General features: G+C 70.7%; 24 protein-coding genes and 1 tRNA gene. 11 read left to right on the plus strand and 14 right to left on the minus strand.

The annotated features are described in order from the left end of the window. The first annotated feature begins 1 nt into the window (after position 1). From AB0N68_RS00535 to AB0N68_RS00545, 3 genes are all read left to right on the plus strand, one after another. A complete protein-coding gene (locus tag AB0N68_RS00535) occupies positions 2-769 on the plus strand; it encodes a succinate dehydrogenase iron-sulfur subunit (protein WP_187661947.1) in 768 nt (255 codons plus the stop codon). Between the two features lie 114 nt (positions 770-883). Beyond that, positions 884-2,089, plus strand: coding sequence for a YhjD/YihY/BrkB family envelope integrity protein (locus AB0N68_RS00540; RefSeq protein ID WP_259954610.1), 1,206 nt, complete (start codon positions 884-886; stop codon positions 2,087-2,089). Positions 2,090-2,098: 9 nt separating this feature from the next. Then, positions 2,099-2,938, plus strand: a complete 840-nt coding sequence (locus AB0N68_RS00545; protein ID WP_259954609.1) for an exodeoxyribonuclease III — start codon at positions 2,099-2,101, stop codon at positions 2,936-2,938. Here the strand turns inward: AB0N68_RS00545 and AB0N68_RS00550 are convergent. After that, positions 2,932-3,597, minus strand: coding sequence for a DUF4166 domain-containing protein (locus tag AB0N68_RS00550; RefSeq protein WP_292795561.1), 666 nt, complete (start codon positions 3,595-3,597; stop codon positions 2,932-2,934). The two genes, AB0N68_RS00545 and AB0N68_RS00550, sit on opposite strands and share 7 nt — an antisense overlap. Before the next feature lie 62 nt (positions 3,598-3,659). Between AB0N68_RS00550 and trpS the strand changes: the two genes are divergently transcribed. Next, positions 3,660-4,664 carry a tryptophan--tRNA ligase gene (gene trpS, locus AB0N68_RS00555; RefSeq protein WP_259954607.1) on the plus strand — a complete coding sequence of 335 codons (1,005 nt, stop codon included), beginning with the start codon at positions 3,660-3,662 and terminating at the stop codon, positions 4,662-4,664. 26 nt (positions 4,665-4,690) lie between these two features. Beyond that, entirely contained in the window at positions 4,691-5,332 is a 642-nt protein-coding gene (locus AB0N68_RS00560) for a hypothetical protein (RefSeq protein ID WP_259954605.1), read from the plus strand. A gap of 16 nt (positions 5,333-5,348) precedes the next feature. Here the strand turns inward: AB0N68_RS00560 and pth are convergent, their stop codons facing one another. Next, positions 5,349-5,930 (minus strand): aminoacyl-tRNA hydrolase, encoded by a 582-nt coding sequence (gene pth, locus AB0N68_RS00565; RefSeq protein ID WP_187661952.1) that lies wholly within the window; start codon positions 5,928-5,930, stop codon positions 5,349-5,351. A 96-nt stretch (positions 5,931-6,026) separates the two neighbouring features. After that, positions 6,027-6,644, minus strand: coding sequence for a 50S ribosomal protein L25/general stress protein Ctc (locus AB0N68_RS00570; RefSeq protein WP_187661953.1), 618 nt, complete (start codon positions 6,642-6,644; stop codon positions 6,027-6,029). Between the two features lie 225 nt (positions 6,645-6,869). Between AB0N68_RS00570 and AB0N68_RS00575 the strand changes: the two genes are divergently transcribed. Continuing rightward, positions 6,870-6,995, plus strand: coding sequence for a hypothetical protein (locus AB0N68_RS00575; protein ID WP_259954603.1), 126 nt, complete (start codon positions 6,870-6,872; stop codon positions 6,993-6,995). Here AB0N68_RS00575 and AB0N68_RS00580 read toward each other — a convergent pair. After that, positions 6,980-7,504 carry a gluconokinase gene (locus AB0N68_RS00580; RefSeq protein ID WP_187661954.1) on the minus strand — a complete coding sequence of 175 codons (525 nt, stop codon included), beginning with the start codon at positions 7,502-7,504 and terminating at the stop codon, positions 6,980-6,982. The two genes, AB0N68_RS00575 and AB0N68_RS00580, sit on opposite strands and share 16 nt — an antisense overlap. Positions 7,505-7,521: 17 nt before the next feature. Further along, positions 7,522-8,580: a D-2-hydroxyacid dehydrogenase gene (locus AB0N68_RS00585; protein ID WP_187661955.1), complete on the minus strand. Its 1,059-nt coding sequence runs from the start codon at positions 8,578-8,580 to the stop codon at positions 7,522-7,524. 164 nt (positions 8,581-8,744) lie between these two features. Between AB0N68_RS00585 and gnd the strand changes: the two genes are divergently transcribed. After that, a complete protein-coding gene (gene gnd, locus AB0N68_RS00590; protein ID WP_187661956.1) occupies positions 8,745-10,199 on the plus strand; it encodes an NADP-dependent phosphogluconate dehydrogenase in 1,455 nt (484 codons plus the stop codon). A 51-nt stretch (positions 10,200-10,250) separates the two neighbouring features. Here gnd and AB0N68_RS00595 read toward each other — a convergent pair whose 3' ends face one another. The 3 genes from AB0N68_RS00595 to AB0N68_RS00605 form a co-directional block, all read right to left on the minus strand. Further along, the gene (locus AB0N68_RS00595; protein WP_292795574.1) at positions 10,251-11,501 is read right to left on the minus strand and encodes an FAD-binding oxidoreductase; all 1,251 of its coding nucleotides are present in this window, start codon (positions 11,499-11,501) and stop codon (positions 10,251-10,253) included. A 76-nt stretch (positions 11,502-11,577) separates the two neighbouring features. After that, entirely contained in the window at positions 11,578-12,297 is a 720-nt protein-coding gene (locus AB0N68_RS00600) for an ABC transporter ATP-binding protein (protein WP_396654779.1), read from the minus strand. Positions 12,298-12,344: 47 nt separating this feature from the next. Next, complete coding sequence (locus tag AB0N68_RS00605) at positions 12,345-13,814, minus strand: ABC transporter permease (protein WP_313366582.1); 1,470 nt, start codon at positions 13,812-13,814, stop codon at positions 12,345-12,347. Positions 13,815-13,978: 164 nt separating this feature from the next. On the opposite strand from AB0N68_RS00605, the gene AB0N68_RS00610 reads away from it, so the two are divergent. Further along, positions 13,979-14,707 (plus strand): response regulator transcription factor, encoded by a 729-nt coding sequence (locus AB0N68_RS00610; protein ID WP_136051691.1) that lies wholly within the window; start codon positions 13,979-13,981, stop codon positions 14,705-14,707. 26 nt (positions 14,708-14,733) lie between these two features. Continuing rightward, positions 14,734-16,221, plus strand: coding sequence for a sensor histidine kinase (locus AB0N68_RS00615; protein ID WP_259954597.1), 1,488 nt, complete (start codon positions 14,734-14,736; stop codon positions 16,219-16,221). 505 nt (positions 16,222-16,726) lie between these two features. Here AB0N68_RS00615 and AB0N68_RS00620 read toward each other — a convergent pair. The 6 genes from AB0N68_RS00620 to AB0N68_RS00645 all read right to left on the minus strand — a co-directional run bounded on the left by AB0N68_RS00620 (position 16,727) and on the right by AB0N68_RS00645 (position 22,321). After that, a complete protein-coding gene (locus tag AB0N68_RS00620; RefSeq protein WP_259954596.1) occupies positions 16,727-18,301 on the minus strand; it encodes an FAD-dependent oxidoreductase in 1,575 nt (524 codons plus the stop codon). Next, on the minus strand, positions 18,298-19,191 hold the full coding sequence (locus tag AB0N68_RS00625; protein ID WP_187661961.1) for an FAD:protein FMN transferase: 894 nt from the start codon (positions 19,189-19,191) through the stop codon (positions 18,298-18,300). Before AB0N68_RS00625 ends, AB0N68_RS00620 begins: the two co-directional genes overlap by 4 nt. Before the next feature lie 15 nt (positions 19,192-19,206). Next, positions 19,207-19,683 (minus strand): FMN-binding protein, encoded by a 477-nt coding sequence (locus AB0N68_RS00630; RefSeq protein ID WP_259954594.1) that lies wholly within the window; start codon positions 19,681-19,683, stop codon positions 19,207-19,209. A 92-nt stretch (positions 19,684-19,775) separates the two neighbouring features. Continuing rightward, entirely contained in the window at positions 19,776-20,810 is a 1,035-nt protein-coding gene (locus tag AB0N68_RS00635) for a ribose-phosphate diphosphokinase (protein ID WP_187661963.1), read from the minus strand. Between the two features lie 7 nt (positions 20,811-20,817). Next, positions 20,818-22,248 (minus strand): bifunctional UDP-N-acetylglucosamine diphosphorylase/glucosamine-1-phosphate N-acetyltransferase GlmU, encoded by a 1,431-nt coding sequence (glmU, locus tag AB0N68_RS00640; RefSeq protein WP_259954593.1) that lies wholly within the window; start codon positions 22,246-22,248, stop codon positions 20,818-20,820. A gap of 1 nt (position 22,249) precedes the next feature. Further along, positions 22,250-22,321: transfer RNA gene (locus AB0N68_RS00645), tRNA-Gln, on the minus strand. Between the two features lie 123 nt (positions 22,322-22,444). Here AB0N68_RS00645 and AB0N68_RS00650 point away from each other — a divergent pair. Both AB0N68_RS00650 and AB0N68_RS00655 read left to right on the plus strand, forming a co-directional pair. Further along, positions 22,445-22,954, plus strand: coding sequence for a GNAT family N-acetyltransferase (locus AB0N68_RS00650; RefSeq protein ID WP_259954592.1), 510 nt, complete (start codon positions 22,445-22,447; stop codon positions 22,952-22,954). After that, complete coding sequence (locus tag AB0N68_RS00655; RefSeq protein ID WP_025105633.1) at positions 22,951-23,445, plus strand: MarR family winged helix-turn-helix transcriptional regulator; 495 nt, start codon at positions 22,951-22,953, stop codon at positions 23,443-23,445. The genes AB0N68_RS00650 and AB0N68_RS00655 overlap by 4 nt, the downstream gene beginning before the upstream one ends. Positions 23,446-23,637 lie beyond the last annotated feature (192 nt).

Genomic DNA, 23,637 nt, shown 5'->3' on the forward strand with positions numbered 1-23,637 from the left:
CATGTCCAACGCCCTCGCCGAGGCCCCGGCAGACACGACGGAAGAGACCGGGATCCAGTCCTTCATCGTCACCTTCAACATCCGTCGGTTCGACCCGGAGATCGACGCCGAGCCGCACTGGGTCGACTACGACGTGGAGCTCTACTCCACCGACCGCGTCCTCGACGCCCTGCACAAGATCAAGTGGGAGGTCGACGGCTCGCTCACCTTCCGGCGCTCCTGCGCCCACGGCATCTGCGGCTCCGACGCCATGCGCATCAACGGCCGCAACCGCCTGGCGTGCAAGACGCTGATCAAGGACCTCGACATCTCGAAGCCGATCTACGTCGAGGCCATCAAGGGCCTGCCGCTGGAGAAGGACCTCGTCGTCGACATGGAGCCGTTCTTCGCGTCGTACCGCGAGGTGCAGCCGTTCCTCGTCGCGAACTCCGTGCCGGAGAAGGGCAAGGAGCGCACGCAGTCCATCGCCGACCGCGAGATCTTCGACGACACCACCAAGTGCATCCTCTGCGCCGCGTGCACCTCGTCATGCCCGGTGTTCTGGACCGACGGACAGTACTTCGGCCCGGCGGCCATCGTCAACGCGCATCGCTTCATCTTCGACTCGCGTGACGACAACGCTGCGGTCCGCCTCGACATCCTCAACGACAAGGAAGGCGTCTGGCGCTGCCGCACGACCTTCAACTGCTCCGAGGCGTGCCCCCGCGGCATCGAGGTCACCAAGGCCATCGCCGAGGTCAAGCAGGCGGTCCTCCGCGGCCGTCCCTGACGCGCCGACACAGGCATTCACGCGAGAACAGGCGGTCCCGGACGGGGCCGCCTGTTCTCGCGTCTGTGCCTGTTCTCGCGGAAGGGCGTGATCGGTCTTGGGTAGGGTGGGGGCGTGTCCGAGCCCGGTTCGGCGACCGATGGTCGCCTCGATGCCGCGGTCGAGCGCGCGACCGCGCTGACGCGGCGGACCCTCGGTCTCTTCCCGGTGCGGGTGTGGCGTCACTTCCTGCAACACAACGGCTTCCTGCTCGCCGCCGGGGTGAGCTACCAGGCGCTGTTCGCCATCTTCGCCGCGGTCTACCTCGCGTTCGCCATCACAGGGCTCTGGCTCGGCGGCAGCGAGGAGGCCGTGAACGGGCTCATCGACATCATCAACAACTACATCCCGAACCTCATCCTCGACGAGGGCGGCGTCTTCACGCCCGCACAGGTGCAGGAGATCGCGTCGAACACCACCGGGTTCCTCGGAATCACCGGCCTCATCGCGCTCGGCACGGTCATCTGGACGGCGATCGGCTGGGTGACCTTCTCCCGGCGAGCCGTGCGGGACATCTTCGGCCTCGAGCCCGACCGCCGCAGCTACCTCCTCCTCAAAGCGCGCGACCTCCTCGCCGCCCTCATCTTCGGTGTCTCGCTGATCCTCGGCTCCGCCCTCAGCTCGGCCAGCGCCGCCGTGCTGAGCTGGGTGCTCTCGCTCCTCGGCTGGGACGCGGGATCGGACGGCCTCAACCTCGGCATCCGGATCGGCACGGTGCTCGTGTCGTTCGTCCTGCTGACGGGGGCGCTGGCGGCGATGGTGCGCTTCCTCACCGGCACCTCGCTGCACTGGAGCACCATCTGGCCGGGCGCCCTCCTCGGCGGCGCGGCCATGACGGTGCTGCAGTTCGGGGTCGGGTTCCTCCTGAGCTACACGCCGTCCAATCCCCTGCTGGCGACCTTCGCGATCTTCGTCGGGCTGCTGCTGTGGTTCCGGGTGAACGGGGTGGTCATGCTCGTCGCCGCCTCCTGGATCGCCGTCGCTGCCCAGGACCGCGACCTCCCGCTCCTGCTGCCGACGGAGGCCGAGCGGCGGGTGGCGGAGCACGCCACCCTGCTCGCGGCGGCACGGATCCGATTGCGCGACGCCCGAGCCGCGCAAGACGAGGCCCCGTGGTATCGGAGCTGGGCGGCCGGGCACGCCGTCCGCGAGGCGGAGGACGAGGTCGCGCGACTGGAGGCCTCTGCTCCCCCGCCCGCACCCCCGACCTCCCCTCTCGCGCAGCGCCTGCTCTCCGAGCTCGATCACCGTCAGAACCGCGATGTCGGCGGTGCTCGTTAGGCTGGAGGAATGCCTCACCTGCGTATCGCCTCGGTCAATGTCAACGGGATCCGGGCGGCCGCCCGCAACGGGATGAGCACGTGGCTGGACGCCGCCGACATCGACATCCTCACCCTTCAGGAGGTGCGCGGGCAGGACGAGCACATCGAGGCCGCCCTCCCCGGCTGGACCTTCGTCCACGACGAGGCCACGGCCAAGGGGCGAGCGGGCGTCGCGATCGCCAGCCGCCTCCCCGCGCTCGCCTCCCGGGCGGACTTCGGCCCGGAGGACTTCGACTCCAAGGGGCGCTGGATCGAGGCCGACTTCCTGATCGGCGACCGTCCGCTCACCGTCGTCAGCGCCTACGTGCACTCCGGCGAGGCCGACACCCCGAAGCAGGACGAGAAGTGGAAGTTCCTCGACGCGTTCGAAGCGCGACTGGCGAGCCTGAACACCGACGGCGCCCTCGCCCTCGTCACCGGCGACCTCAACGTGGGGCACCGCGAGCTCGACATCAAGAACTGGCGCGGCAACCGCACCAAGGCCGGCTTCCTGCCGCGTGAGCGCGCCTACTTCGATCGCTTCCTCGGTGAGGCCGGGACCCCGGTCACCGGCGTCGACGGCTCGGTCGGCACCGGCCTGGGCTGGGTGGACGTCGGCCGCCGCTTCCACGGCGAGGTGGACGGGCCCTACACCTGGTGGTCCATGCGCGGGAAGGCCTTCGACAACGACTCGGGATGGCGCATCGACTACCACCTGGCCACGCCCGCTCTCGCCGAGCGCGTCCAGGCGTACCACGTGGCGCGTGCGGCCGCGTACGACCAGCGCTGGAGCGACCACGCGCCGGTCGTCGTCGACTACACCTACTGACCCGGGTCGGGCTGCTCGGAGGGCGACGGCTCCGACTCCCGATACCATCCGCGGTACTCCAAGACGGTGCCGAGCAGCGGGTTCACGGCACGCATATCGATCGTGCGCCGGCGGTGCTCCGCGTCCCAGCCGTCGACCAGGTCCACGCGCACGCCGAGCGGACCGGGCAGCGCGAACCGCCGACCGAACAGCCGCAGCGCGACTCGGACGGTGCGCATCCGCAGGAAGCCCTCCGCCGTCACGCTGCACTCCTCGATGAGCTCCACGCGGCCTCGGGCACCGAGCAGGTTCCGGACCAGTCCCGGTCGCACGCTCACCGTGAGCCGGTCGACAATCCGCGCGGTCCGTCCGGGGAAACGGAACTCGCGGATGGAGTCGAGCGTCGCGCGGCCGGTCTCTGTGCGCCCCGAGGCCGTGCGGAGCACGAACGGGACATCTCGTCCCGATGTCGGCACCAGCAGACCCGGCCCGACGATCGGACGCGCGAGACCGGCTGCGCGACCGAAGCGGCTCCCCGCGACGGCGAACACCCCCTCCGCGTGCCCCGCCGCGACGGGAGCGCGATACTGCGCGAGGATCTCCGGGTGCAGACGCTCGGCGTCCGCGCCCAACGCGTCGAGGAACACCTGTCCCCGCGTCGGAGGCGCACCGCTCGTCATGACGTCAGCGTAAGGGATCGGCGGGCGCAGGGGTCCGCGGCGCGGACGCATAGGATTGACGGGTGAACAAGCCTCGTCTCTACTCCGGAATGCAGCCCTCCGCCGACTCCCTCCAGATCGGCAACTACATCGGCGCACTCCTGCAGTGGCGGGAGCTCCAGACCTCGTACGACGCGTTCTTCTCCGTCGTCGACCTGCACGCCCTCACGGTCGCCCAGAACCCGGCCGAGCTCCGCGAGAAGACCCGCCGTACCGCCGCGCAGTACATCGCGGCGGGCATCGAGCCGTCGCAGTCGACGCTGTACGTGCAGTCGCACGTGCGTGCGCACGCCGAGCTCGCCTGGATCCTCAGCACGATCACCGGCTTCGGTGAGGCCGGACGGATGACCCAGTTCAAGGACAAGTCGGCCCGCTACGGCGCCGATGCGACCAGCGTCGGCCTCTTCACCTACCCGGTGCTCATGGCCGCCGACATCCTGCTCTACCAGACGGACGTCGTGCCGGTCGGCGACGACCAGAAGCAGCACGTCGAGCTCACCCGCGACCTCGCGGAGCGCTTCAACTCGCGGTTCGGCGAGACCTTCACGGTGCCGGTCCCGGTCATCCAGAAGGAGACGGCGCGCATCTACGACCTGCAGAATCCGACGGCCAAGATGTCGAAGTCGGCCGAGAGCGATGCCGGCGTGCTGTGGATGCTGGACGACCCGGCGAAGTCGGCGAAGAAGATCATGCGCGCGGTGACCGACAACGAGGGCACCGTGCGGTTCGATCGCGAGGCCAAGCCGGGCGTCTCGAACCTCCTGACCATCTACGCCGCGCTGAGCGGACGCCAGATCCCCGCCATCGAGGACGAGTACGCGGGTCGCGGGTACGGCGACTTCAAGAAGGGCCTCGCCGAGGTCGTCGTGGAGGAGTTCGCTCCGGTGCGCGACCGTGCGCTCGAACTCCTCGACGATCCGGCCGAGCTCGACCGGATCCTCGCCGAGAACGCCGCCCGCGCCGATGCCGTCGCCGATCGGACGCTGTCCGACGTGTACGACCGCGTCGGACTGCTGCGCCGGGTCTGAGCCGCGCGCCACCCTAGGATGACATCGTGACCGATCCCCAGCTGCCCCCTCCGTCCGGCGCCGTTCCGCCCGCCCCTCCGGCGGCCTCGGTCCCGCAGGACTCGGTCTCCGGTGCGATCCCGCCGCCCGCGTACGCGTCCGTACCGCCGAGGGCTCCGGCACCCTACCCGCCGACCGGCGGATACGGCCAGCCGGCACCCCCGGCTGCGCCTCCGGGGGCGTATCAGGTGCCCGTGGGCGGCTATGCGGCACCGTCCGGCACGTACACGGCGCCCGACGCCGCGCCGAAGCCCTCGGGGTTCCTCGGCCTGCTCGCCCTCGGCCTCTCGATCCTCGCGGCCGTCGTCATGCCGATCATCGGCGGCGTCAGCGCGTTCGAGGTGGGCCGCCGCATCCCGCAGGGCATCAGCGGCTCCTCGGGAGATCTCGGGTTCCTGTCCCCCGCGCGTGATCAGGTGCTGTGGACGGAGCTGTCGTTCTGGGCCGGCACGGTGTTCGGCATCGCCGCGATCGTGCTCGGCATCATCGCGATCCGCCGAAAGCAGGGACGTGGAGCGGGCATCGCCGCGCTGATCGTCGCCGTCCTCGGCGCAGTCATCTTCTTCGTCGCCGTGTTCACGGCCTTCGCCGTCGGCGGCGCCGCGGGATACGCCACCTTCACCACCTGACCCCGCGGGGCGCCGGTCAGCGCGGTGCGTGATGCTTCTGCTGCGCGGCGAGCAGGCCTTCCCCGACGAGGAGCTCGACGGCGTCCGCGGCGTCACCCACGAGCAGGGGAAGGTTCGCACGCTCGTCCTTGCCGAACGGGGAGAGCACCCAGTCGGCAGGATCCTGGCGCCCCGCCGGTCGGCCGATGCCGACCCGCACCCGCGGGAAGTCCGGGCTCGTGAGGGCCCGCGCGATGTCACGCACGCCGTTGTGCCCGCCGTGCCCTCCTCCGGTCTTGAGCTTGACCGTGTCGAACGGGATGTCGAGCTCGTCGTGCACGACGACCACGTGGTCGAGAGGGACGGAGTAGAACCGGGCGAGCGCTGCGACAGGGGTTCCCGAGACGTTCATGAACGTGTTCGGCTTGGCGAGCACGAGCTTGTCGGCACCGGGCCGGAGCCAGGTCTCGACGACGCGCGCGCCCCCCTTGTGCTCCCGGAAGCTCTCTCCGCGGCGGGCCGCGAGCTCATCGACGACCATCTGGCCGATGTTGTGGCGGGTCGCCTCATAGCGGGGTCCCGGATTGCCGAGACCGACCACGAGCCAGGTGGCTGCCATTCCTCGTCCTCTCTCGCCGGAGCCGTCACCCCGGTCAGGATACGACGGAGGGGACGCGATCCGATCGCGTCCCCTCCGTGATGAAGCAGGCGGAGATCACTCCGCGGCGGCCTCCTCGGACGCCTCGGCGGCACCCTCGGCGGACTCGCCCTCGGTCTCCTCGTCCTCGACCGGAGCGGCCGGGACGGAGATCGCGACCACGAGGACCTCGGCGTCGGTGAGGAGCGTCGAGCCCTTCGGGAGGGTGACGTCGGCGGCGGTGATGTGCGCGCCCTCCTCGAGACCCTCGACCGAGACCTCGATGTTCTCGGGGATGTGGGTGGCCTCCGCCTCGACCTGGATGGTCGTGGCATCGAGGTTGACGATGGTGCCGGGGGCCGACTCACCGGTGACGACGACGGGGACGTCGATGGCGACCTTCTCGCCCTTCTTCACGACCAGGAGGTCGATGTGCTCGATGATCTGGTGCACCGGGTCCTTCTGCACGTCCTTGACGAGCGCGAGCTGCGAGGTGCCCTCGATGTCGAGGTCGAGCAGCGCGTTGGCGCGACGGATGATCAGGGAGACCTGGTGGCCGGGCAGCGCGACGTGCACGGGCTCGGTGCCGTGGCCGTAGATGACCGCGGGGATCTTGCCGGCGGCGCGCAGACGACGGGCGAAGCCCTTGCCGAAGCTGCTGCGCAGCTCGGCGTGGACCGTGGTGTCTTCAGACATGAGGTTCTCCTTCGGGGCACGCAGCGAAGGCGCCGCGCGGTGGTCTTGGAATTGTGGACTCGAACGCGGACGCGTGAGGAAAGCCACCGGGCTTGCTTCGCCGCGTCGATCACGGACGCCCGCGCACGCGCAGAAGCGTCCCTCGCCGAGGTACGCCTCCATGGTACCGGATGACCCGATAGGCTGAGGACACCGGTCCCCACTGCAGAAATTCGGAGTACCCCCATGCTCGACGGCGCCTTCCTCTCCCACGTCCTCCTCTGGCTGATCGGCGCCATGTCGGTGTGCGCGGCCGTCGCCACGGGTGCGGCTCTCTTCTCGCTCGGCCGCTCGGGCTACCGCAAGGACTGAGGCTCCCCCGGCGTTCCCGTCTCCGCGGCGAGCGCCTTCCGGATCGCCGCCACCTCCTGCACCAGCGGGAGCGCGGCATCGACCCGGACGCCGGGCTCGTCACCCGTCAGCGGTTCCCACGCGTCGAGCTGGGAATCGAGCAGCGAGGCCGGCATGAAGTGGTCGGGCCGTCCACCCAGTCGCCGGGCGAGCGTCTCCCGTGCCACGCCGAGCTCGACGAAGAAGGCGTCCGGCGCCTCCGCCCTGATGGCATCCCGGTAGCGCCGCCGCAGCGCGGAACAGGCGACGACGATGTGCGTCTCGGCGGCGAGCGTCCGTCCGACCACCCGCAGCCAGGGCATCCGGTCCTCGTCATCGAGGGCGATCCCCGCTGCCATCTTCTCGACGTTGGTCAGCGGATGCAGATCGTCACCGTCCATGAAGCGCGCCTCGAGGCTCTCCGCCAGCGCCGCACCGACCGTCGATTTCCCGGATCCGCTCGGCCCCATCACGACGATGCGCACGCTCATGCCTGCTGCATCCCGATTCAGTAGAACTCGACCGTGTCGACCACTGCGCGCAGCTCCCGACCGTCGAGCAGGCGGGTGGCGTTCTCGGCGAACCGCCGCGCGATGCGCTCCTCCTCCTTCGAGCTGAGCGCCGCGGTGTGCGGGCTGACGAGCACGCGCGGGTGCGCCCACAGCGGGGACTCGGCGGGCAGCGGCTCCTGCTCGAAGACATCCAGCCCGGCGAAGCCGACGCGGCCGTCGTCGAGGGCGGAGAGCAGCGCCGTCTCATCGACCACGCTCCCGCGCCCGACGTTGGTGAGGATGACCCCGGGCTTCACTGCCCGCAGAACCTCCTCGCCGATGAGATGTCTGGTCTGCTCCGTGCCCGGAAGCGTGACGACGATAGCGTCGACCTCCCCCACCGCGTCCACGAGGTCGTCCAGCGCGATGAGGCGATCGACGCCCTCGACCGGACGACCGGAGCGAGTGGTCCCCCACACCCGAGCGCCGAGAGCGTGGAAACGGCGGGCGCACTCCGCGCCGATGCCGCCGAGTCCCACCACGAGCACGGTCATCTCGTCGACCTGGCGCATCTCCCACCGCTCGGGCCAGATGCGCTGATCCTGATCGATCCGCAGGCGCGGAAGGTCCTTCGCCCCGGCGAGCACCGCGAAGAGGGCGAACTCGGCGAGCGTGCCGCCGTGGACGCCGGCGCTGGTGGTGAAGACGATGCGGTCGAGGTCGGCGCGGTCGAGTTCCGCGGCCTTGACCGTGCTGCCGCCGCCCGCCGCCGTGGTCATGACCCACCGCAGCCGCGGGTTCGCAGAGACCGTCCGAGCAAGTGCGTCGGGGTCGACGTCGGGGATGCCGAAGAGCACGTCAGCGGAGTCGACGAGGGCCTCGAACGCGCGCTGCTGCTCCGGCGTGCGGGTGAAGTCGGGGTCGCCCGACCAGTCGGCCGGACCGCGCATGGGAGGCACGAGCGATGCATCCTGGATGACCTCGAGCCGCGGCTCGAGCTCCTCGATGAGCCCGCACAGCTCCTCCGTCAACGGCACCGCGACGACGGCGCGGACCTTCTTCTCGGACTCCGTCACGACCGACTCCCTCCAGCTCCTGTGCTCCCTTCAGCGTAGAGGTCCGGAGCCTCCGGACCGCCCGACGTCGCGGACGATGACGGTGATGCGTCATCGGGTGCGCCTCCATCCGGCGCACAGCGATACGCTGAAGACAACCCTTCTTCACGATCGAGGAGCCTTCCGTGCCCGAAGCATCAGCGAACATCGGAGTCGTCGGACTCGCCGTCATGGGGTCGAACCTCGCCCGCAACCTCGCGAGCCGCGAGGGCAACACCGTGGCGATCTTCAACCGCAGCTACGAGAAGACCCAGACCCTCCTCGACGAGCATCCCGAGGCGGGCTTCATCCCCGCGAAGACGTACCAGGAGTTCGCCGACTCGCTGCAGAAGCCGCGCACCGCGATCATCATGGTCAAGGCCGGAGCGCCGACCGACGCCGTGATCGACTCCCTCGTGGAGGTCTTCGAGCCGGGCGACATCATCGTCGACGGCGGCAACGCCTACTTCCCCGACACCATCCGCCGCGAGAAGGCGGTCCGCGAGACCGGCATCAACTTCGTCGGCGCGGGTATCTCCGGCGGCGAGGAGGGCGCCCTCACCGGCCCCTCGATCATGCCGGGCGGCTCGGACGAGTCCTGGATCACGCTCGGGCCGATCCTGAAGTCCATCGCCGCAGTCGCCGAGGGCGAGCCCTGCGTGACGCACGTCGGCCACGACGGCGCCGGCCACTTCGTCAAGATGGTGCACAACGGCATCGAGTACGCGGACATGCAGCTCATCGCCGAGGCCTACGACCTCATCCGTCGCGGCACCGGCAAGACTCCCGCAGAGATCGCCGAGATCTTCGCCGAGTGGAACCGCGGAGAGCTGGAGTCGTACCTCATCGAGATCACGGCCGAGGTGCTGCGCCAGGTCGACGCGGCGACCGGTAAGCCGCTGGTCGACGTCATCCTGGACCAGGCCGGCGCGAAGGGCACCGGCGCCTGGACGGTGCAGACCGCACTCTCGCTCGGCGTCCCGGTCTCCGGCATCGCCGAGGCGACGTTCGCCCGCTCGCTCTCCTCGCACCCCGAGCAGCGCGCGGTCGCCGCGGCGCTTCCCGGTCCGGACGAGGAGTTCACGGTCCCGGCCGATGAGGTCGACGCTTTCGTCGAGGACGTCCGCCTGGCGCTCTACGCCTCCAAGATCGTCGCCTACTCGCAGGGCTTCGACGAGATCCGTGCCGGCGCCGCCGAGTACGGCTGGAACATCGACCTCGGTGCGATCTCGAAGATCTGGCGCGGCGGCTGCATCATCCGTGCGCAGTTCCTGAACCGGATCGCAGACGCCTACGCGGAGACCCCCGACCTGCCCGTGCTGATGACGGCTCCGTACTTCGCCGAGGCGCTCACCCGCGGCCAGGCGGCATGGCGTCGTGTGGTGGTCACGGCGGCGCAGTCCGGCATCCCGGCTCCGGCGTTCTCGTCGTCGCTGTCGTACTACGACGGCATCCGCGCCGACCGCCTCCCGGCTGCTCTCGTGCAGGGTCAGCGCGACTTCTTCGGCGCGCACACCTACAAGCGCATCGACAAGGAGGGCACCTTCCACACGCTGTGGTCGGGCGACCGCTCCGAGATCGAGGCCGAAGACACGCACTGACCTCGGGTCTGCGAAGGGCCGGGCACCGTACGGTGCTCGGCCCTTCGTGCGTCACACGAGGATGTTGTGGTTGCGGCGGAACAGGTTCTGCGGGTCCCACTGCGCCTTCACCGCCCGCAGACGCGCGTAGCCGTCGCCGTCGTACATCCCGGACACCGCGTCCGGTCGCTCCCGGTCGACGAAGTTGCTGTACTCGGCGAGGCGGCCCCCGACGATCCGCTGCGCGTCGGCGGCGGCCTTCGCCCGCCCCTCCTCGTCGAGCATCCCCGGGACATCGAAGGCGCCGGCCATGACGAACCAGGTCGCGGTGCGCGCCGGGAAGGCCGTCTCCTCCTGCGGAACGTCGCCGAACGCCCCGCCGAGGGACCGGAGGAAGACGACCGAGGCGGGGTACTCCCGCCGATAGGCCACCAGCCGATCGATCGTCCCGTCGTCGAGGTCGGCGACGAGACCGTTCCCGCCGAGGAACCCGGGAGGGGCGGGAGCCTCGCCGCCCTCGGGCTGCGGCATCTCCATCAGGATCTCCCGATAGGCGGGTTCGGTGATCTCCGTCGTGACACCGTCGAGGGCGGTGATCGGCGCGAGCTCCACGCGCAGCGCCTCCGGGTCGGGCCCGGCCCACACGGCGGTCAGCCGGGCACCGGCCGGAGCGCTCGGGTCCATGGGCGGCACGTCCATGTACGTGACGGTCAGCTCGCGCGGGGCGTCGCGGAGGAGTTCGCGCGCGGCCCGGAGCACGGCCGTCGCGTCGCCCTCGACGACGGACTCGGCCAGCGCGATCCCCGGCAGGCGATGCGCTTCGAAGTCGAAACGGGTGACGATGCCGAAGTTGCCGCCACCGCCGCGCAGCGCCCAGAACAGGTCGGGATGCTGCGTGGCCGAGACCTCCACCACGTCTCCGCTCGCGGTGACGACCTGGGCGCCGACGAGCTGATCGACGGCGAGACCCCAGGCGCGCACCATCCAGCCGATGCCGCCGCCGAGGGTGAGACCGCCGACGCCGACGCTGGCCGTGTCGCCGGAGCTCAGGGCGAGGCCGTGGCCGGCGAGAGTCTTCGCGACGTCGCCCCACACGGCACCGCCGCCGATGCGCACGGCGGTGCCGTCGACCTCGATCGAGGAGAGCGCCCCGAGTTCGAGGCGCAGACCGGGAGCGGGGGCGTGGGACCAGGGCCCGTGGCCGCCGGAGACGACGGTCAGGGGGACCGCCTCCTGCGCGGCGGCGCGGACGAGCGCGGCAACCTCGGAGACGGTGGAGGGACGGTGGACGGTGGGCTGTGCGGATTCGACGTGGTCGACCATGAGCACACGGTAGACCCGGGGTCGGACATCGCGGAAGAGGGGCGGCTCGCCGTCCGCCCCTCCCCCGCGCCGCCGACTACCGGGTGATGTCCCTCACCGTCCCCTGCGTCAGACGCAGCCGTTTCGTCGCCCGCCGCGCCACCGCGGAGTCGTGCGTGACCACGACCATGGTGATGCCCTCCGCGCACAGCCGTTCGAGGAGGTCGAGGATCTCGTCGCGCATGCTCTCGTCGAGGTTGCCCGTCGGCTCGTCCGCGAGCAGCACTCGGGGGCGTTTGACGATCGCCCGCGCGATCGCGACACGCTGCTGCTGCCCGCCGGACAACTCTGCGGGACGATGGTCTCCGCGGTCCGCCAGGCCGACGTGGGCGAGAGCGGCGGCGACCCGCGTGCGTCGTTCCGCCCGGTCGATGCCGAGCGGCTCCAGGGCCATGTCGACGTTCTCCACCGCCGTCAGCGTCGGGATCAGGTTGAACCCCTGGAAGACGAATCCGATCTCCTGCGCGCGGATCCGTCCCAGCTCCGACGGCGACGCCGACGACAGTTCACGGCCGTCCAGCTGCAACGTCCCAGCAGTCGGGGTGTCGAGCGCCCCCAGCAGCTGCAGCAGCGTCGACTTGCCTCCTCCGGTCGGCCCCTGGATCGTGACGAAGGCGCCGGGCATGATCTCCAGGTCGACGCCGGTGAGCGCGGTCACCGTCCGTCCCCGCCGCGTATAGGTGCGCGTGACACCCGTCGCCCGGTACAGCGGGGTCGCCGCCGACGAGGCCGGAACGCGGGCCTCGGAATCCGTCATCGTGGTCATCTCGGTCTCCTTCTCTCCTGTGTGGTTCGCGACGCCGCTCATGCGACGGACCGCAGGGCCTCTGCCGGGCTCAGCCGCGCCGCCCGCCAGCCTCCGAAGGCGCCGGCGACGAGCCCGCCCAGCACCGCGAGGCCCACGGCGGCGACGAGCACCCAGGGGGTCAGCGGTGCCTGCAGCACGATGTCGGTGGCGGTCTCCGCGCCCGGGGCCATGCCACCGGGGCCACCGAAGCCGCCTCCTCCCTCCGGGCCTCCGCCGACGGCCGCGGAGCCGGCGGCTACGCTCGGCTGCGCGACAGTGATGATCAGGATCCCGGCGAGGCCGAGCACGAGACCTGCCGCTCCTCCGAGGAGTCCCTGCACCATCGACTCCCCGGCGACCTGACGCACGACGCGGCCGTTCGACCACCCCATCGCCTTCAGGGTGCCGAACTCGCGGGTGCGACGGCCGACGCCGGAGAGGGTGAGGAGCACCGAGAGCAGCACGGCGACGGCGAGGACGATGATCGACAGCCAGGTGCCGAGGTTCGTGACGAGCGCCGTCGCGTTCGAGAGCGAGCCGGACACGGTCGCAGCGAGCTCGGACTGGGAGGAGACGGTGGCGTCGGGAAGCTCCTCCGCCAAGGCCGTCTGCACCTCGTCGAGGGACGCCGCCGAATCCGCCTGCACGTACACCGTGGAGATCACGTCCTCCACGCCGGCCAGCTCCTGCGCGGTGTCGAGCGGGAGGTAGACGTCCGCCGCGGTGTCTGCGGCATCCGACGCCGAGGTGAGGAGGCCGACGACCTCGACGTCGGAGCCCGCGACGTCCAGGGTGTCGCCGACGGCGATGTCTTCGCTCGCGGCGTACGTGCTGTCCACCAGCGCGACGAGGGCTCCGCTGTCGTCGGCGTCCAGCCCACGCCCCTCGCCGATCTCGGCGGAGGCCAGCGGGCCGACCTCCGTCGCGGACGGGTCGATGCCGAGGACGGTGAACGAGTCGATGCCGAACGCACCGCCACCGCCACCGCCACCGCCACCCTGCGGAGGAGCCTGGCCCTCCGCAGGCGCCTCGCCGCCCTCCGCGCCGTCCTGCCCGCCGAAGCCGCCGCTCGGCAGCTCACCGGAGAAGGTCGAGTTCGTCAGGCTCAGCGCACCGGTCGCGGCGGCGACGCCGTCGGTACCGGCCACCGTGTCCAGCACCGCGGCATCGAGCGTCGTCCGGCCGAAGTCCGTGCGCAGGGTCGACTGCTCCAGGGTCGTGGTCCCGCCGTCGCTCTCCCCCGCGTCCTCGTCGAACTCGAACCGCGGTCCCGTCCCGTCGCCCGGTTCCGCGGCGGCGCCGGTGACGGTGAGATCCGTCCCCACTCCGTAGACCGCTGCCAGCGACTGGGTCTGGGCGTCGCGCACACCGGTCGTCAGGGCGTTCACCACGATCACCAGTCCGATCGCGATCGCGAGCCCGATGGCCACGATCGCCGTCTGCTTCTTGCGGCCCGCGAGTTCGCGCCGCAGATATCGTCCGTACATGTCTCTCCTCCCGCCGCGACGATCGCGGCGCGGAACCGACGCTAGGGACGACCGTTATGCGGATCCGAGGGACGGATGATGAGGGTTCTATGAGGCGGACATCTCCCAGAGAACCCATAGCCCGTTCCATAGAAATCACATAGGAAGTTCCGCAGAATAGAGGCATGACCAGCGACCTGCCCGAACTGCGCCGCCCCGACGGCTCCCCTCTGCGCATCCTCGCCGTGGACGACGAGCAGATGCTCACCGATCTGCTCGCCATGGCCCTGCGCATGGAGGGCTGGGAGGTGCGCACCGCGTCCTCCGGCCTCGAGGCGCTCCAGGTCGCGAAGGAGTTCGAGCCGGACGCCCTCGTGCTCGACATCATGATGCCCGACCTCGACGGGATGGCCGTGCTCAAGCGGCTCCGCGAAGCGGGCAACCTCGTCCCCGTCCTCTTCCTGACGGCGAAGGACGCCGTGGGCGACCGCGTCGCCGGGCTCACTGCCGGGGGCGACGACTACGTGACCAAGCCGTTCAGCCTGGAGGAGGTGATCGCCCGGCTCCGCGCGATCATCCGGCGCACCGGACACGCCAGCGCCGACGACGGGCAGTCGATCCTCCGGGTCGCCGATCTCACGCTCAACGAGGACAGCCACGAGGTCGTCCGGGACGGCGTGGAGATCGAGCTGACCGCGACCGAGTTCGAGCTGCTGCGGTACCTCATGCGCAACGAGCGCCGGGTGCTGTCCAAGGCGCAGATCCTGGACCGCGTCTGGAGCTACGACTTCGGCGGCAAGTCCTCGGTCGTGGAGCTCTACATCTCCTACCTCCGGAAGAAGATCGACGCCGGCCGCACGCCCCTCCTGCACACCGTGCGCGGCGTCGGCTACATGATCAAGGCCCCGCAGTGAGCGGAGCGACGGTGGCGCGACGGCCCATGAGCCTGCAGACGCGGCTGATGACCGCGGTGATCGGGTTCGTGTCGCTGATCCTCGTCATCGTCGCCGTCATCACCAGCGCCACCCTCGGCAGCACGCTGGAGGACCAGCTCGACAACAAGGTGAAGAGCTACGCCGCGACGATCAGGGATCGGATCGTGGAGGGGATCGCGCCGTCCGAGGCCACCGTCGACAACATCCTGTATCGCCTGGACCCCATGCCCGGGCTGCTGCTGTCGCTCGGCAGCCCCATCGCGGGACCGAGCGGCGTCGCCTTCGAGGACAGCCGCGGGGCGCTGAACAGCGCGCCGCAGCCGCTCACCCCCGATCAGCTGCAGCAGCTCTACGGCACGGTCGCGCTCGGCACCCCTGCCACGGTCTCCTTCGACGGCCTCGGCTCGTATCGGGTCGTCGCGACCACCGCGAGCAACGGCGTCGTCGTCGTCACGGGCCTCCCCCGCGACGATGTCCAGAATCAGCTCACGCAGCTCCTCACCGTGATCCTGCTCGCCACGGCGGGCGGCCTGATCCTCCTCGCCCTCACCACGGCGGTCACGATCCGCGTGGGGCTGCGGCCGCTGCGCGCGGTCGCGGCGACCGCGACGAGGGTCGCCAATCAGCAGCTCGACCGTGGCGAGGTCAGCATCACCGAGCGCGTGCCGGCGAGCGAGGCCGATCCGCGGACGGAGACCGGGCTCGTCGGCGCCGCGCTCAACAAGCTGCTCGACCACGTGGACACGTCCCTCTCGGCGCGACAGAAGAACGAGGAGCAGATGCGCCGGTTCGTCGCCGACGCGAGCCATGAGCTGCGTACGCCTCTGGCCTCGATCCGCGGCTACTCGGAGCTCTCGCTGCGGGCACTGCGTCAGGCGCCGGAGGCGACGAAGGAAGACGCGGTCATCGAGGGCACGACCTCCTCCTTGGAGCGCATCCAGGCGCAGTCGCTGCGGATGACGCGACTCGTGGAGGACCTCCTGCTCCTCGCCCGCCTCGACGAGGGCCGTGAGCTCGTGTACGGCACGGTCGACCTCGCCCAGCTCGCCCTCGAGGGCCTCTCGGATGCGCGGCCGACGGCGGCCGACCATCACTGGAACATCGAGGTGCCGGACGAGCCGGTGACCGTCGTCGGTGATGCAGGGCGCCTGCATCAGGTCGTCGCGAACCTGCTCGCCAACGCCCGGACGCACACCCCCGCGGGGACCACGGTGACGTTGAGCGTGGCTCGGGAGGGCGACGAGGCCGTGCTGCGCGTGCACGACGACGGCCCGGGGATCGATCCCGCCCTCCGCGACGAGCTCTTCGCCCGGTTCGCCCGCGGGGACAGCTCCCGCGCCCGGCAGACCGGCGGCACCGGACTCGGTCTCGCGATCGTCAAGGCCATCGTGGAGGGTCATCACGGCCGCATCTCGGTCGACAGCCAGCCCGGCGACACGACCTTCACCGTCCGTATCCCGATGACTCCCCCCGGCGAGACCCCGCCCGACTGACCCGGGGTTCCGACTTCTGTCGCCCCCACCTGCACGACCCGACCCCGTCCGCACGACCGATCCGTCCATCCCCTCGTGCAGGCGCCCCCCGGTCGTGCAGGTGTTGTCCGCGGTCGAGACGAGCCGTGCACACCTGCACGACCCGACCCCGTCCGCACGACCGATCCGTCCATCCCCTCGTGCAGGCGCCCCCCGGTCGTGCAGGCGTCGTCCGCGGTCGAGACGAGCCGTGCTCGCCCGCACGAACCGACCCCGTCGGCACGACCGATCCGTCCATCCCGTCGTGCACCCGTCCCCCGGTCGTGCACCCGTCCCCGGTCGTGCAGGCGTCCCCCGGTCGCGCACCGGTCCGCCGACGGGTCGTGACGGAGTTCTGTCGTGGCCGGGCCGCCTGCACGATCCGGGGCGGGATGCACGACGAGACCGGGGATTCCGTCGTGCGGGTGTCACGGGGTCGTGCAGGCGTCGCAAATCCCCGGCAAAAGGGAAGGGAAGACGATCCGGGTCAGTAGCCGGCGAAGGCGTCCGTGGTGAGGGAACGGGCCTTCTGCAGCGCGGGCGCGAGGTCGGCGATGAGCCGCGGCGGGCCGGAGATGAACGCGTGCCGCGCCGAGAGGTCGTCCACCGCGCTCTCCAGGGTCTCCGCGTCCAGGCGTGCCCCCTGCCCCCACGTCCAGTGCGGAGGAATGTCGGCCGGCTCGTCGCGGGTGAACACGACCGTGCGCACACCTGTCGCGGCCAGCTCGTCCCGGAAGGCGAGCTCCTCCGCCGAGGACGCCACATAGACGAGAACGATGTCACGCCGCTGCCCTGTCGCCTGGAGCTGCCGAAGCTGCGAGACGAACGGTGTCACACCGATGCCGGCCGCCACCATGAGCACCGGTTGCTCACCGCGCGGGAGGATGAAATCGCCCCAGGTGCCCGTCACCGCGAAGGTCGCGCCGGGCTCGGCCGCCGCGAGAGCGCGCTTGTAGCTCGACGGATGCTGCTGGTCGCCGTTCTTGTAGGCGATGCGGAGTGTCGGGAGGTCGGCGGGGGCGGACACGATGCTGAACTCGCGGCGCGTCCCCCGCGCGTCAGGGCGCCGATGCGGGACATCGAGCTCGAGGTACTGCCCGGGCAGGAACCGCACGCGGCCCTTCGCCCGGAACGTGAGCTCCTGCGCGGTCGGCGTCACGAAGTCGCGGCGCTCGAGGATGAGGCGCACCGAACCGCGGAGGGCGAACGCGAAGGCCACGAGGTTGCCGATGAGCAGGGCGCGCTCCTGCCCGAGCGTGAAGAGGCCCCCCACCGAGATCGGCCACCCCGCGAGGAGCCCGACCACGACGGCGACGACGAGCTGCTGACGACGCCGCGGCGGCAGCGTCAACGGCTCCGACAGCATGAACGCGCCGAGGAAGAGGAACGGCGACTGGAGCACTGCGAACGACAGTGCCGTCGTGAGATCGAAGGAGACGTCGAACTGCCCGGCCTGCACCGCCTGCCGCACGATCGACGTGGCCACGGCGACGACGAGGAACAGGAGGACGACGCCGACCTTCTCCGTGCGCCACAGCACGGCCAGCCCGAGGAGGACGACAGGGATCACGAGAACCGGTGTGCCGACCCACCACGACGACGAGGTGCCGAGCCAGCTGAACGCGCCGAACGCTCCGAGGATCGACACCACCGCGGCGCCGAACGCGGCCGGATTGAAGATGTGCCGTCCCCGCCAGGCGATGAGGTACTTGGACGCGCTCGCCACCGCGCCGGCGATCGCGAGGCCGAGCAGGGCCGGCGGCTCGATACCAGGACGCAGCACGAACAAGAGGATGAGGGCGGTGACGAGGGACGACTCGACGCGCCACGGAAGGCGAAGCAGGCGCTGGGCGACCGCGTCCACGGCGGCGATCGCCACCGCCAGCACCGCGAAGGAGGCCAGCAGCTCGACCGGGGTCGGAGAGACGATCACCCCGAGCAGGGAGAGCACGAGGGCGATGAGCGCGAGTGCCGTCAGCGCGAACAGCACGAGGCGGTACATCGACAGCGCGCCGAGGACGGCGAGGACGCGCTGGCGGGCGGCGGCGAAGGCAGTGGTCATGGTGTCCTGTCTCCCACGGTTCCGGCGGCTCGCGCACGAGCTGCGGTGAAGAGCTCGGCCTGGCAGCCCGGCGAGCGCTGCACACGGCCGTCGGTGGTCATGCGCACCCATTCGACGCCCCAGCGGGTGGCCAGCTCCGGGCCGCCGTCGAAGAACAGCGCGGTGGCCACGGCATCTGCCCTCATCGCCTCCGGGGCCAGTGCCCACGTCGCCGCCCAGGTGCGGACGGGCTGTCCTGTCCGCGCATCGAGCACGTGGTGGAGGCCCTCGCCCCAGGCCCTTCGGTTGACGGCCGATGCGCACAACGCTCCGTCAGCGACCTCGACGACGCCGATCGCCTTCCGCGCATCGAACGGGTGCTCGAGCGCGATGCGCACGCCGGCACCCCGCACGCGGATGTCCCCACCGGCATCCACGACAACATCACCGGGGATGTCGGCCAGCACCGCCATCACGCGGTCGACGAGACGTCCCTTGCCGAGGGCGCCCACGTCGAGGAGGGCGGGATCGTGCGCCTCGACCGTGTCCGCCGACCAGGTCAGCAGGGATGTCCAGGACGCGGGAGCGGGGCGGGGCTCCCCGGCCCGCAGCGAATACGCGGCGTCATAGCCCAGGGCCTCCAGGCTGTCGGCGACCAGGGGGTTCACGGCACCGGCCGTGGCGGCATCGAGATCGCGATAGGCGTCGAGCATCGGCCCCGCGTCCGGCGAGGACAGCGAGCCGCCCGACCGTCCGAGCCGGGCCACATCGGAGTCGTCGCGGAACCGGGACCAGGCGCGATCGAACCGCTCGATCTCCACTGTCACGGCCGCGCGGACGTCATCCGTGAGCGGGGCGCCGGTCTCGATCTCCCACCCGGTGCCGATCGCCTCGAATCGCCACTCCCCCATGAGGACGCCTCGCGCCTAGGCGGCGGCCTGCTCCTTGATGGAGGCCACGGCGTCGTTGAAGCCGCCGCTCGTGAGCGACGACCCGGCGACGCGGCTGACGTTCAGCTCGTCGATCGGCTTCCCCACGACCTCGTCGGCGATCCCGTCGATGAACTCGCCCTGGTACCGCTCGGTCTCCGGGGCCTTCGGGTCGCCCGACACCTCGACCTCCGTCACGACGCCGTCGGCGAGCGTGAGCGTGACGGTGATCTCCTCCACCGTCTCCGGGGTCTGGTACGAGCCGTCGGCGGTGTACGTGCCGTCGGTGTAGGTGCCGGAGGCGTCACCCCCGCTCGACGAGGACGAGGAGCTCGACCCCGCGGTCTCGTCGGTGCCGGTCGAGGTGTCTGCGGCGTCGCCGGTCGACGAGCATCCGGCGAGGACGAACAGCCCCGCGATCCCGAGAAGGGCGGAGCCCGTGCGGACAGAGGTCGGAACGGTCGTGCGGATCATGGGGTCCTCCGTGGTCGTCGTCGGTCGACTCTTCCGTCGATGACTCGACCGTAAGCACCGGGGCTATGCACGGGCTGTGCCGTCCCGATGCGTTACGCGTCCCCGCCGAACATGCTTGTGACGGAGCCGTCCTCGAAGACCTCGTGGATCGCGCGGGCCAGCAGCGGCGCGATCGGCAGCACGGTCAGCGTCTCCCAGCGGCGCGATTCCGAGAGCGGGATGGTGTCCGTGACGACGACCTCGTCGATGGCCGCGTCCTGCAGCCGCTCGGACGCCGGGTCGCTGAAGATCGCGTGGGTCGCGGCGACGATCACGCGGTGCGCGCCGTTCGCCTTGAGCGCCTGCGCCGCCTTGACGATCGTGCCGCCGGTGTCGATCATGTCGTCGACGAGGAGGCAGGTGCGCCCCTCGACGGTGCCGACGATCTCGTGCACCGAGACCTGGTTGGCGACCTTCGGGTCGCGGCGCTTGTGGATGATCGCGAGCGGCGCCCCGAGGCTGTCCGACCAGGTGTCGGCCACGCGGACGCGTCCCATGTCCGGGGACACCACCGTGAGGATCTCGCGGTCCTCCGGGGTGAGTGTGCGCTCGAAGTGGTCGAGGAGCACCGGCTTGGCGAAGAGGTGGTCGACGGGGCCGTCGAAGAAGCCCTGGATCTGGGCGGCGTGCAGGTCGACGCTCATGACGCGGTCGGCGCCGGCCGTCTTGAGCAGATCGGCGACGAGGCGGGCGCTGATGGGCTCGCGGCCGCGGCCCTTCTTGTCCTGACGCGAATACGGATAGTAGGGGGCGACGACGGTGATCCGCTTGGCCGAGGCGCGCTTGGCGGCGTCGATCATGATGAGCGTCTCCATGAGCCACTCGTTGACCGGCTCGCCGAACGTCTGCACGAGGAAGAGGTCGCAGCCGCGGATCGAGACCTCGAAGCGGGCGTAGATCTCGCCGGAGGCGAAGGTGCGGTGCTCGACCGGAGCGATCTCGGTGCCGAGCGAGGCGGCGACGGCCGCGGTCAGCTCGGGATGCGATCGACCACCCGCGATGACCAGACGCTTCTTCGTCTTGGCGACGAGGCCGGGGGCCACGCCGTTGTCGCGATCCAGGTCGACCGTCTTCTTCTTCCGGGCCATGCTCCGCCTATTCCGCCGAATTCTCCCGGGCCGCGGCATCCGCCGCGCCCGTCCCTGCTCTGTTCTTCTCGACCCACCCCTCGATGTTGCGCTGGGGGGCCACGCTCATGGCCAGAGCACCGGCCGGGACGTCCTTGCGGACGACGGCGCCGGCGCCGGTCTTCGCACCAGGACCAAGCCTAACGGGCGCGACCAGCACCGTGTGCGAGCCCGTGTGCACCTCGTCGCCGATCTCCGTGCGGTGCTTGTTGACGTCGTCGTAGTTGGCGGTGATGGTGCTCGCCCCGAGGTTCACCCCGCGGCCGATGGTCGCATCACCGACGTACGACAGGTGCGGGACCTTGCTGCCCTCGCCGATCTCGGCGTTCTTCGTCTCGACGTAGGCGCCGATCTTGCCCTTCGGGCCGAGCACGGTACCGGCGCGGAGGTACGAGAACGGGCCGACGGTCGCCTCGGCACCGATCACGGCCAGGGTCGCGTCGGTGCGGCGGACGACCGCGTCCTCCCCCACCTCGCAGTCGACGAGCGTGGTGTCCGGGCCGATCGTCGCTCCCGCGGCGATCGTCGTCGCGCGCAGGATCTGCGTGTTCGGGAGCACGGTGACGTCCGGGGCGAGCGTGGCGTCGTCGTCGATCCAGGTCGTGGCCGGGTCGACGATCGTGACGCCCTCGAGCTGCCAGCGGCGCACGATGCGGGCGTTCAGGCGCCGGCCGACCTCGGCGAGCTGGGCGCGGTCGTTGACCCCGAACGTGACCTCGACGTCCGAGACGATCGAGGCGGCGACCCGGTCGCCGTCCCGGCGCACGAGGCCGGGCACATCCGTGAGGTACATCTCGCCCTGCGCGTTGTCGACACCGAGGCGGGGCAGGTAGCTGCGCAGCGTGGCGGCACGGAAGACGTACATTCCTGCGTTGATCTCGCTGACGGCGGCCTCCTCCTCCGTCGCGTCCTTCTGCTCGACGATGCGGTCGACCGTGCCGTCGGCGTCTCGGATGACCCGCCCGTAGCCGGTGGGGTCGTCGACGAGGGCGGTCATGAGGGTCGCGGGCGCTCCGGAGGCGCGGTGCTCGTCGAGGAACGTCGACAGCGTCTCGGCATCGGCCAGCGGGCAGTCGCCGGAGAGCACGAGCACGTCGCCGTCGAAGTCGGCGGGAAGGGCATCCACCGCCACCTGGACCGCGCGCCCCGTGCCGGGAACCTCGTCCTGATCGACGAAGACCGCATCCGGGTAGTCCTCATGCAGCGCGGAGACGACCTGATCGCGCTCGTGCCGCACGACCACCTCGATGTGCGCCGGGTGCAGGCGGGTCGCGGTCGTCAGCACGTGTCCGACGAGCGGACGCCCGCCGATCCGGTGCAGCACCTTCGGCAGGCGCGACTTCATGCGCGTGCCTTGGCCTGCGGCGAGGACGACGACGGCGAGGTTGTTCTCAGTCATGCTCCGCCGCCAGGACTCGAACCTAGACCTCACAGCTCCAAAGGCTGTCGTGCTGCCATTACACCACGGCGGACCGCGGCACCCCCGGGGCACCGCCCGATAAGTCTGCCACGTCCCGGTGTCCGTTCCTGTGTGTGCGACCCGCGTCGCACCGGCCCGTCATCCGCCCGAAACACCGCTCTGCGATGCTGGGGCGATGACCATCGTGATCGAGCGCGTCACCGTCGCCACCCCCGAGATCGCGGCCTTCATCGCCGCTCACCATGCGGAGATGGACGGCACCGCTCCGCCGGAGAGCCAGCATGCACTCCCGCTCGACCGGCTCCTCACTCCGCGCGTCCGGTTTTTCACGGGGATCGTCGACGGACGGATCGCCGCGACCGGTGCGCTGGCCGTGGTGGCCGACGGACACGAGGAGCTGAAGTCGATGCGCACCGACCCGGCGTTCCGCGGGCGCGGGTTCGGGCGCACGATGCTCGGCCACCTCCTCGACGACGCGGCCGCGCGAGGCATCGGTCGCCTCTCGCTGGAGACCGGCAAGGACCCCTTCTTCGCTCCGGCCCTGGCCATGTACACCGCCGCCGGATTCCGGGAGGGTCCGCCGTTCGGCTCGTACCTCCCCGACCCGCACAGCGCGTTCCTCACGATGCTGCTCCCCGCGTCATCCGCGGCCACGACTCCGCCGCACGCGATAATGAACGGATGAGCGAGGCGGATGAGGTCGATCGGATCGTCGGTGCGTGGAACACACAGCGCCCCGACCTCGACTTCTCCCCGCTCGAGGTGCTGTCCCGCATGGATCGCCTCTCGCGGCACCTCGACCGTGCACGCCGCGAGGTGTTCCGTCGGAGCGACCTGGAGCCGTGGGAGTGGGATGTGCTGTCCGCGCTGCGCCGGGCGGGTTCCCCGTTCCAGCTCTCGCCCAAGCAGCTGCTGCAGCAGACTCTCGTGTCGAGCGGCACCATGACCAACCGCATCGACCGTCTCGTCGGCCGTCGCTTCGTGCGCCGCGAGGCCGACCCGGCGGATGGCCGCAGCGTGCTCGTGACCCTGACTGACGACGGCCGGGTCCGCGTGGACGCCGCGATCACCCGGCTCGTGGACGCCGAGGCCGACCTGCTGCGCGCCCTCTCCCGCGCCGACCGTGACCGGCTGGCCGCCCTGCTGCGGAAACTGAGCCTCAGCTTCGACACCTGACCCGATCCTGGAGTGGTTCGGTTCGGTTCGGTCCGGTTCGGCCGACCCGTCCGGTCTGTTCCGCCTGCACGATCCGTGCACGGCTGCCCGGGAGAAGTGGTCACCTGGTCGTGCATCCGGACCCAGGTCGTGCAGGCGTCGCAGGACCGATCCGACACGGGTCGTGCATCCGGACCCGGATCGTGCAGACGT

The organism is Microbacterium meiriae (genome assembly GCF_040685015.1).
GTDB classification, from domain to species: Bacteria; Actinomycetota; Actinomycetes; order Actinomycetales; family Microbacteriaceae; genus Microbacterium; species Microbacterium meiriae.

Bases quoted from the DNA above. Each gene is read 5' to 3' on its own strand.
- glmU (WP_259954593.1), bottom strand. From the start codon at position 22,248: ATGACTGAGAACAACCTCGCCGTCGTCGTCCTCGCCGCAGGCCAAGGC.
- AB0N68_RS00655 (WP_025105633.1), top strand. From the start codon at position 22,951: ATGAGCGAGGCGGATGAGGTCGATCGGATCGTCGGTGCGTGGAACACA.
- AB0N68_RS00625 (WP_187661961.1), bottom strand. From the start codon at position 19,191: ATGGGGGAGTGGCGATTCGAGGCGATCGGCACCGGGTGGGAGATCGAG.
- AB0N68_RS00575 (WP_259954603.1), top strand. From the start codon at position 6,870: ATGCTCGACGGCGCCTTCCTCTCCCACGTCCTCCTCTGGCTGATCGGC.
- AB0N68_RS00635 (WP_187661963.1), bottom strand. From the start codon at position 20,810: ATGGCCCGGAAGAAGAAGACGGTCGACCTGGATCGCGACAACGGCGTG.
- AB0N68_RS00600 (WP_396654779.1), bottom strand. From the start codon at position 12,297: ATGACGGATTCCGAGGCCCGCGTTCCGGCCTCGTCGGCGGCGACCCCG.
- AB0N68_RS00620 (WP_259954596.1), bottom strand. From the start codon at position 18,301: ATGACCACTGCCTTCGCCGCCGCCCGCCAGCGCGTCCTCGCCGTCCTC.
- AB0N68_RS00580 (WP_187661954.1), bottom strand. From the start codon at position 7,504: ATGAGCGTGCGCATCGTCGTGATGGGGCCGAGCGGATCCGGGAAATCG.
- AB0N68_RS00570 (WP_187661953.1), bottom strand. From the start codon at position 6,644: ATGTCTGAAGACACCACGGTCCACGCCGAGCTGCGCAGCAGCTTCGGC.
- AB0N68_RS00545 (WP_259954609.1), top strand. From the start codon at position 2,099: ATGCCTCACCTGCGTATCGCCTCGGTCAATGTCAACGGGATCCGGGCG.
- AB0N68_RS00630 (WP_259954594.1), bottom strand. From the start codon at position 19,683: ATGATCCGCACGACCGTTCCGACCTCTGTCCGCACGGGCTCCGCCCTT.
- AB0N68_RS00535 (WP_187661947.1), top strand. From the start codon at position 2: ATGTCCAACGCCCTCGCCGAGGCCCCGGCAGACACGACGGAAGAGACC.
- AB0N68_RS00595 (WP_292795574.1), bottom strand. From the start codon at position 11,501: ATGGTCGACCACGTCGAATCCGCACAGCCCACCGTCCACCGTCCCTCC.
- pth (WP_187661952.1), bottom strand. From the start codon at position 5,930: ATGGCAGCCACCTGGCTCGTGGTCGGTCTCGGCAATCCGGGACCCCGC.
- AB0N68_RS00650 (WP_259954592.1), top strand. From the start codon at position 22,445: ATGACCATCGTGATCGAGCGCGTCACCGTCGCCACCCCCGAGATCGCG.
- AB0N68_RS00610 (WP_136051691.1), top strand. From the start codon at position 13,979: ATGACCAGCGACCTGCCCGAACTGCGCCGCCCCGACGGCTCCCCTCTG.
- AB0N68_RS00615 (WP_259954597.1), top strand. From the start codon at position 14,734: ATGAGCCTGCAGACGCGGCTGATGACCGCGGTGATCGGGTTCGTGTCG.
- AB0N68_RS00605 (WP_313366582.1), bottom strand. From the start codon at position 13,814: ATGTACGGACGATATCTGCGGCGCGAACTCGCGGGCCGCAAGAAGCAG.
- AB0N68_RS00550 (WP_292795561.1), bottom strand. From the start codon at position 3,597: ATGACGAGCGGTGCGCCTCCGACGCGGGGACAGGTGTTCCTCGACGCG.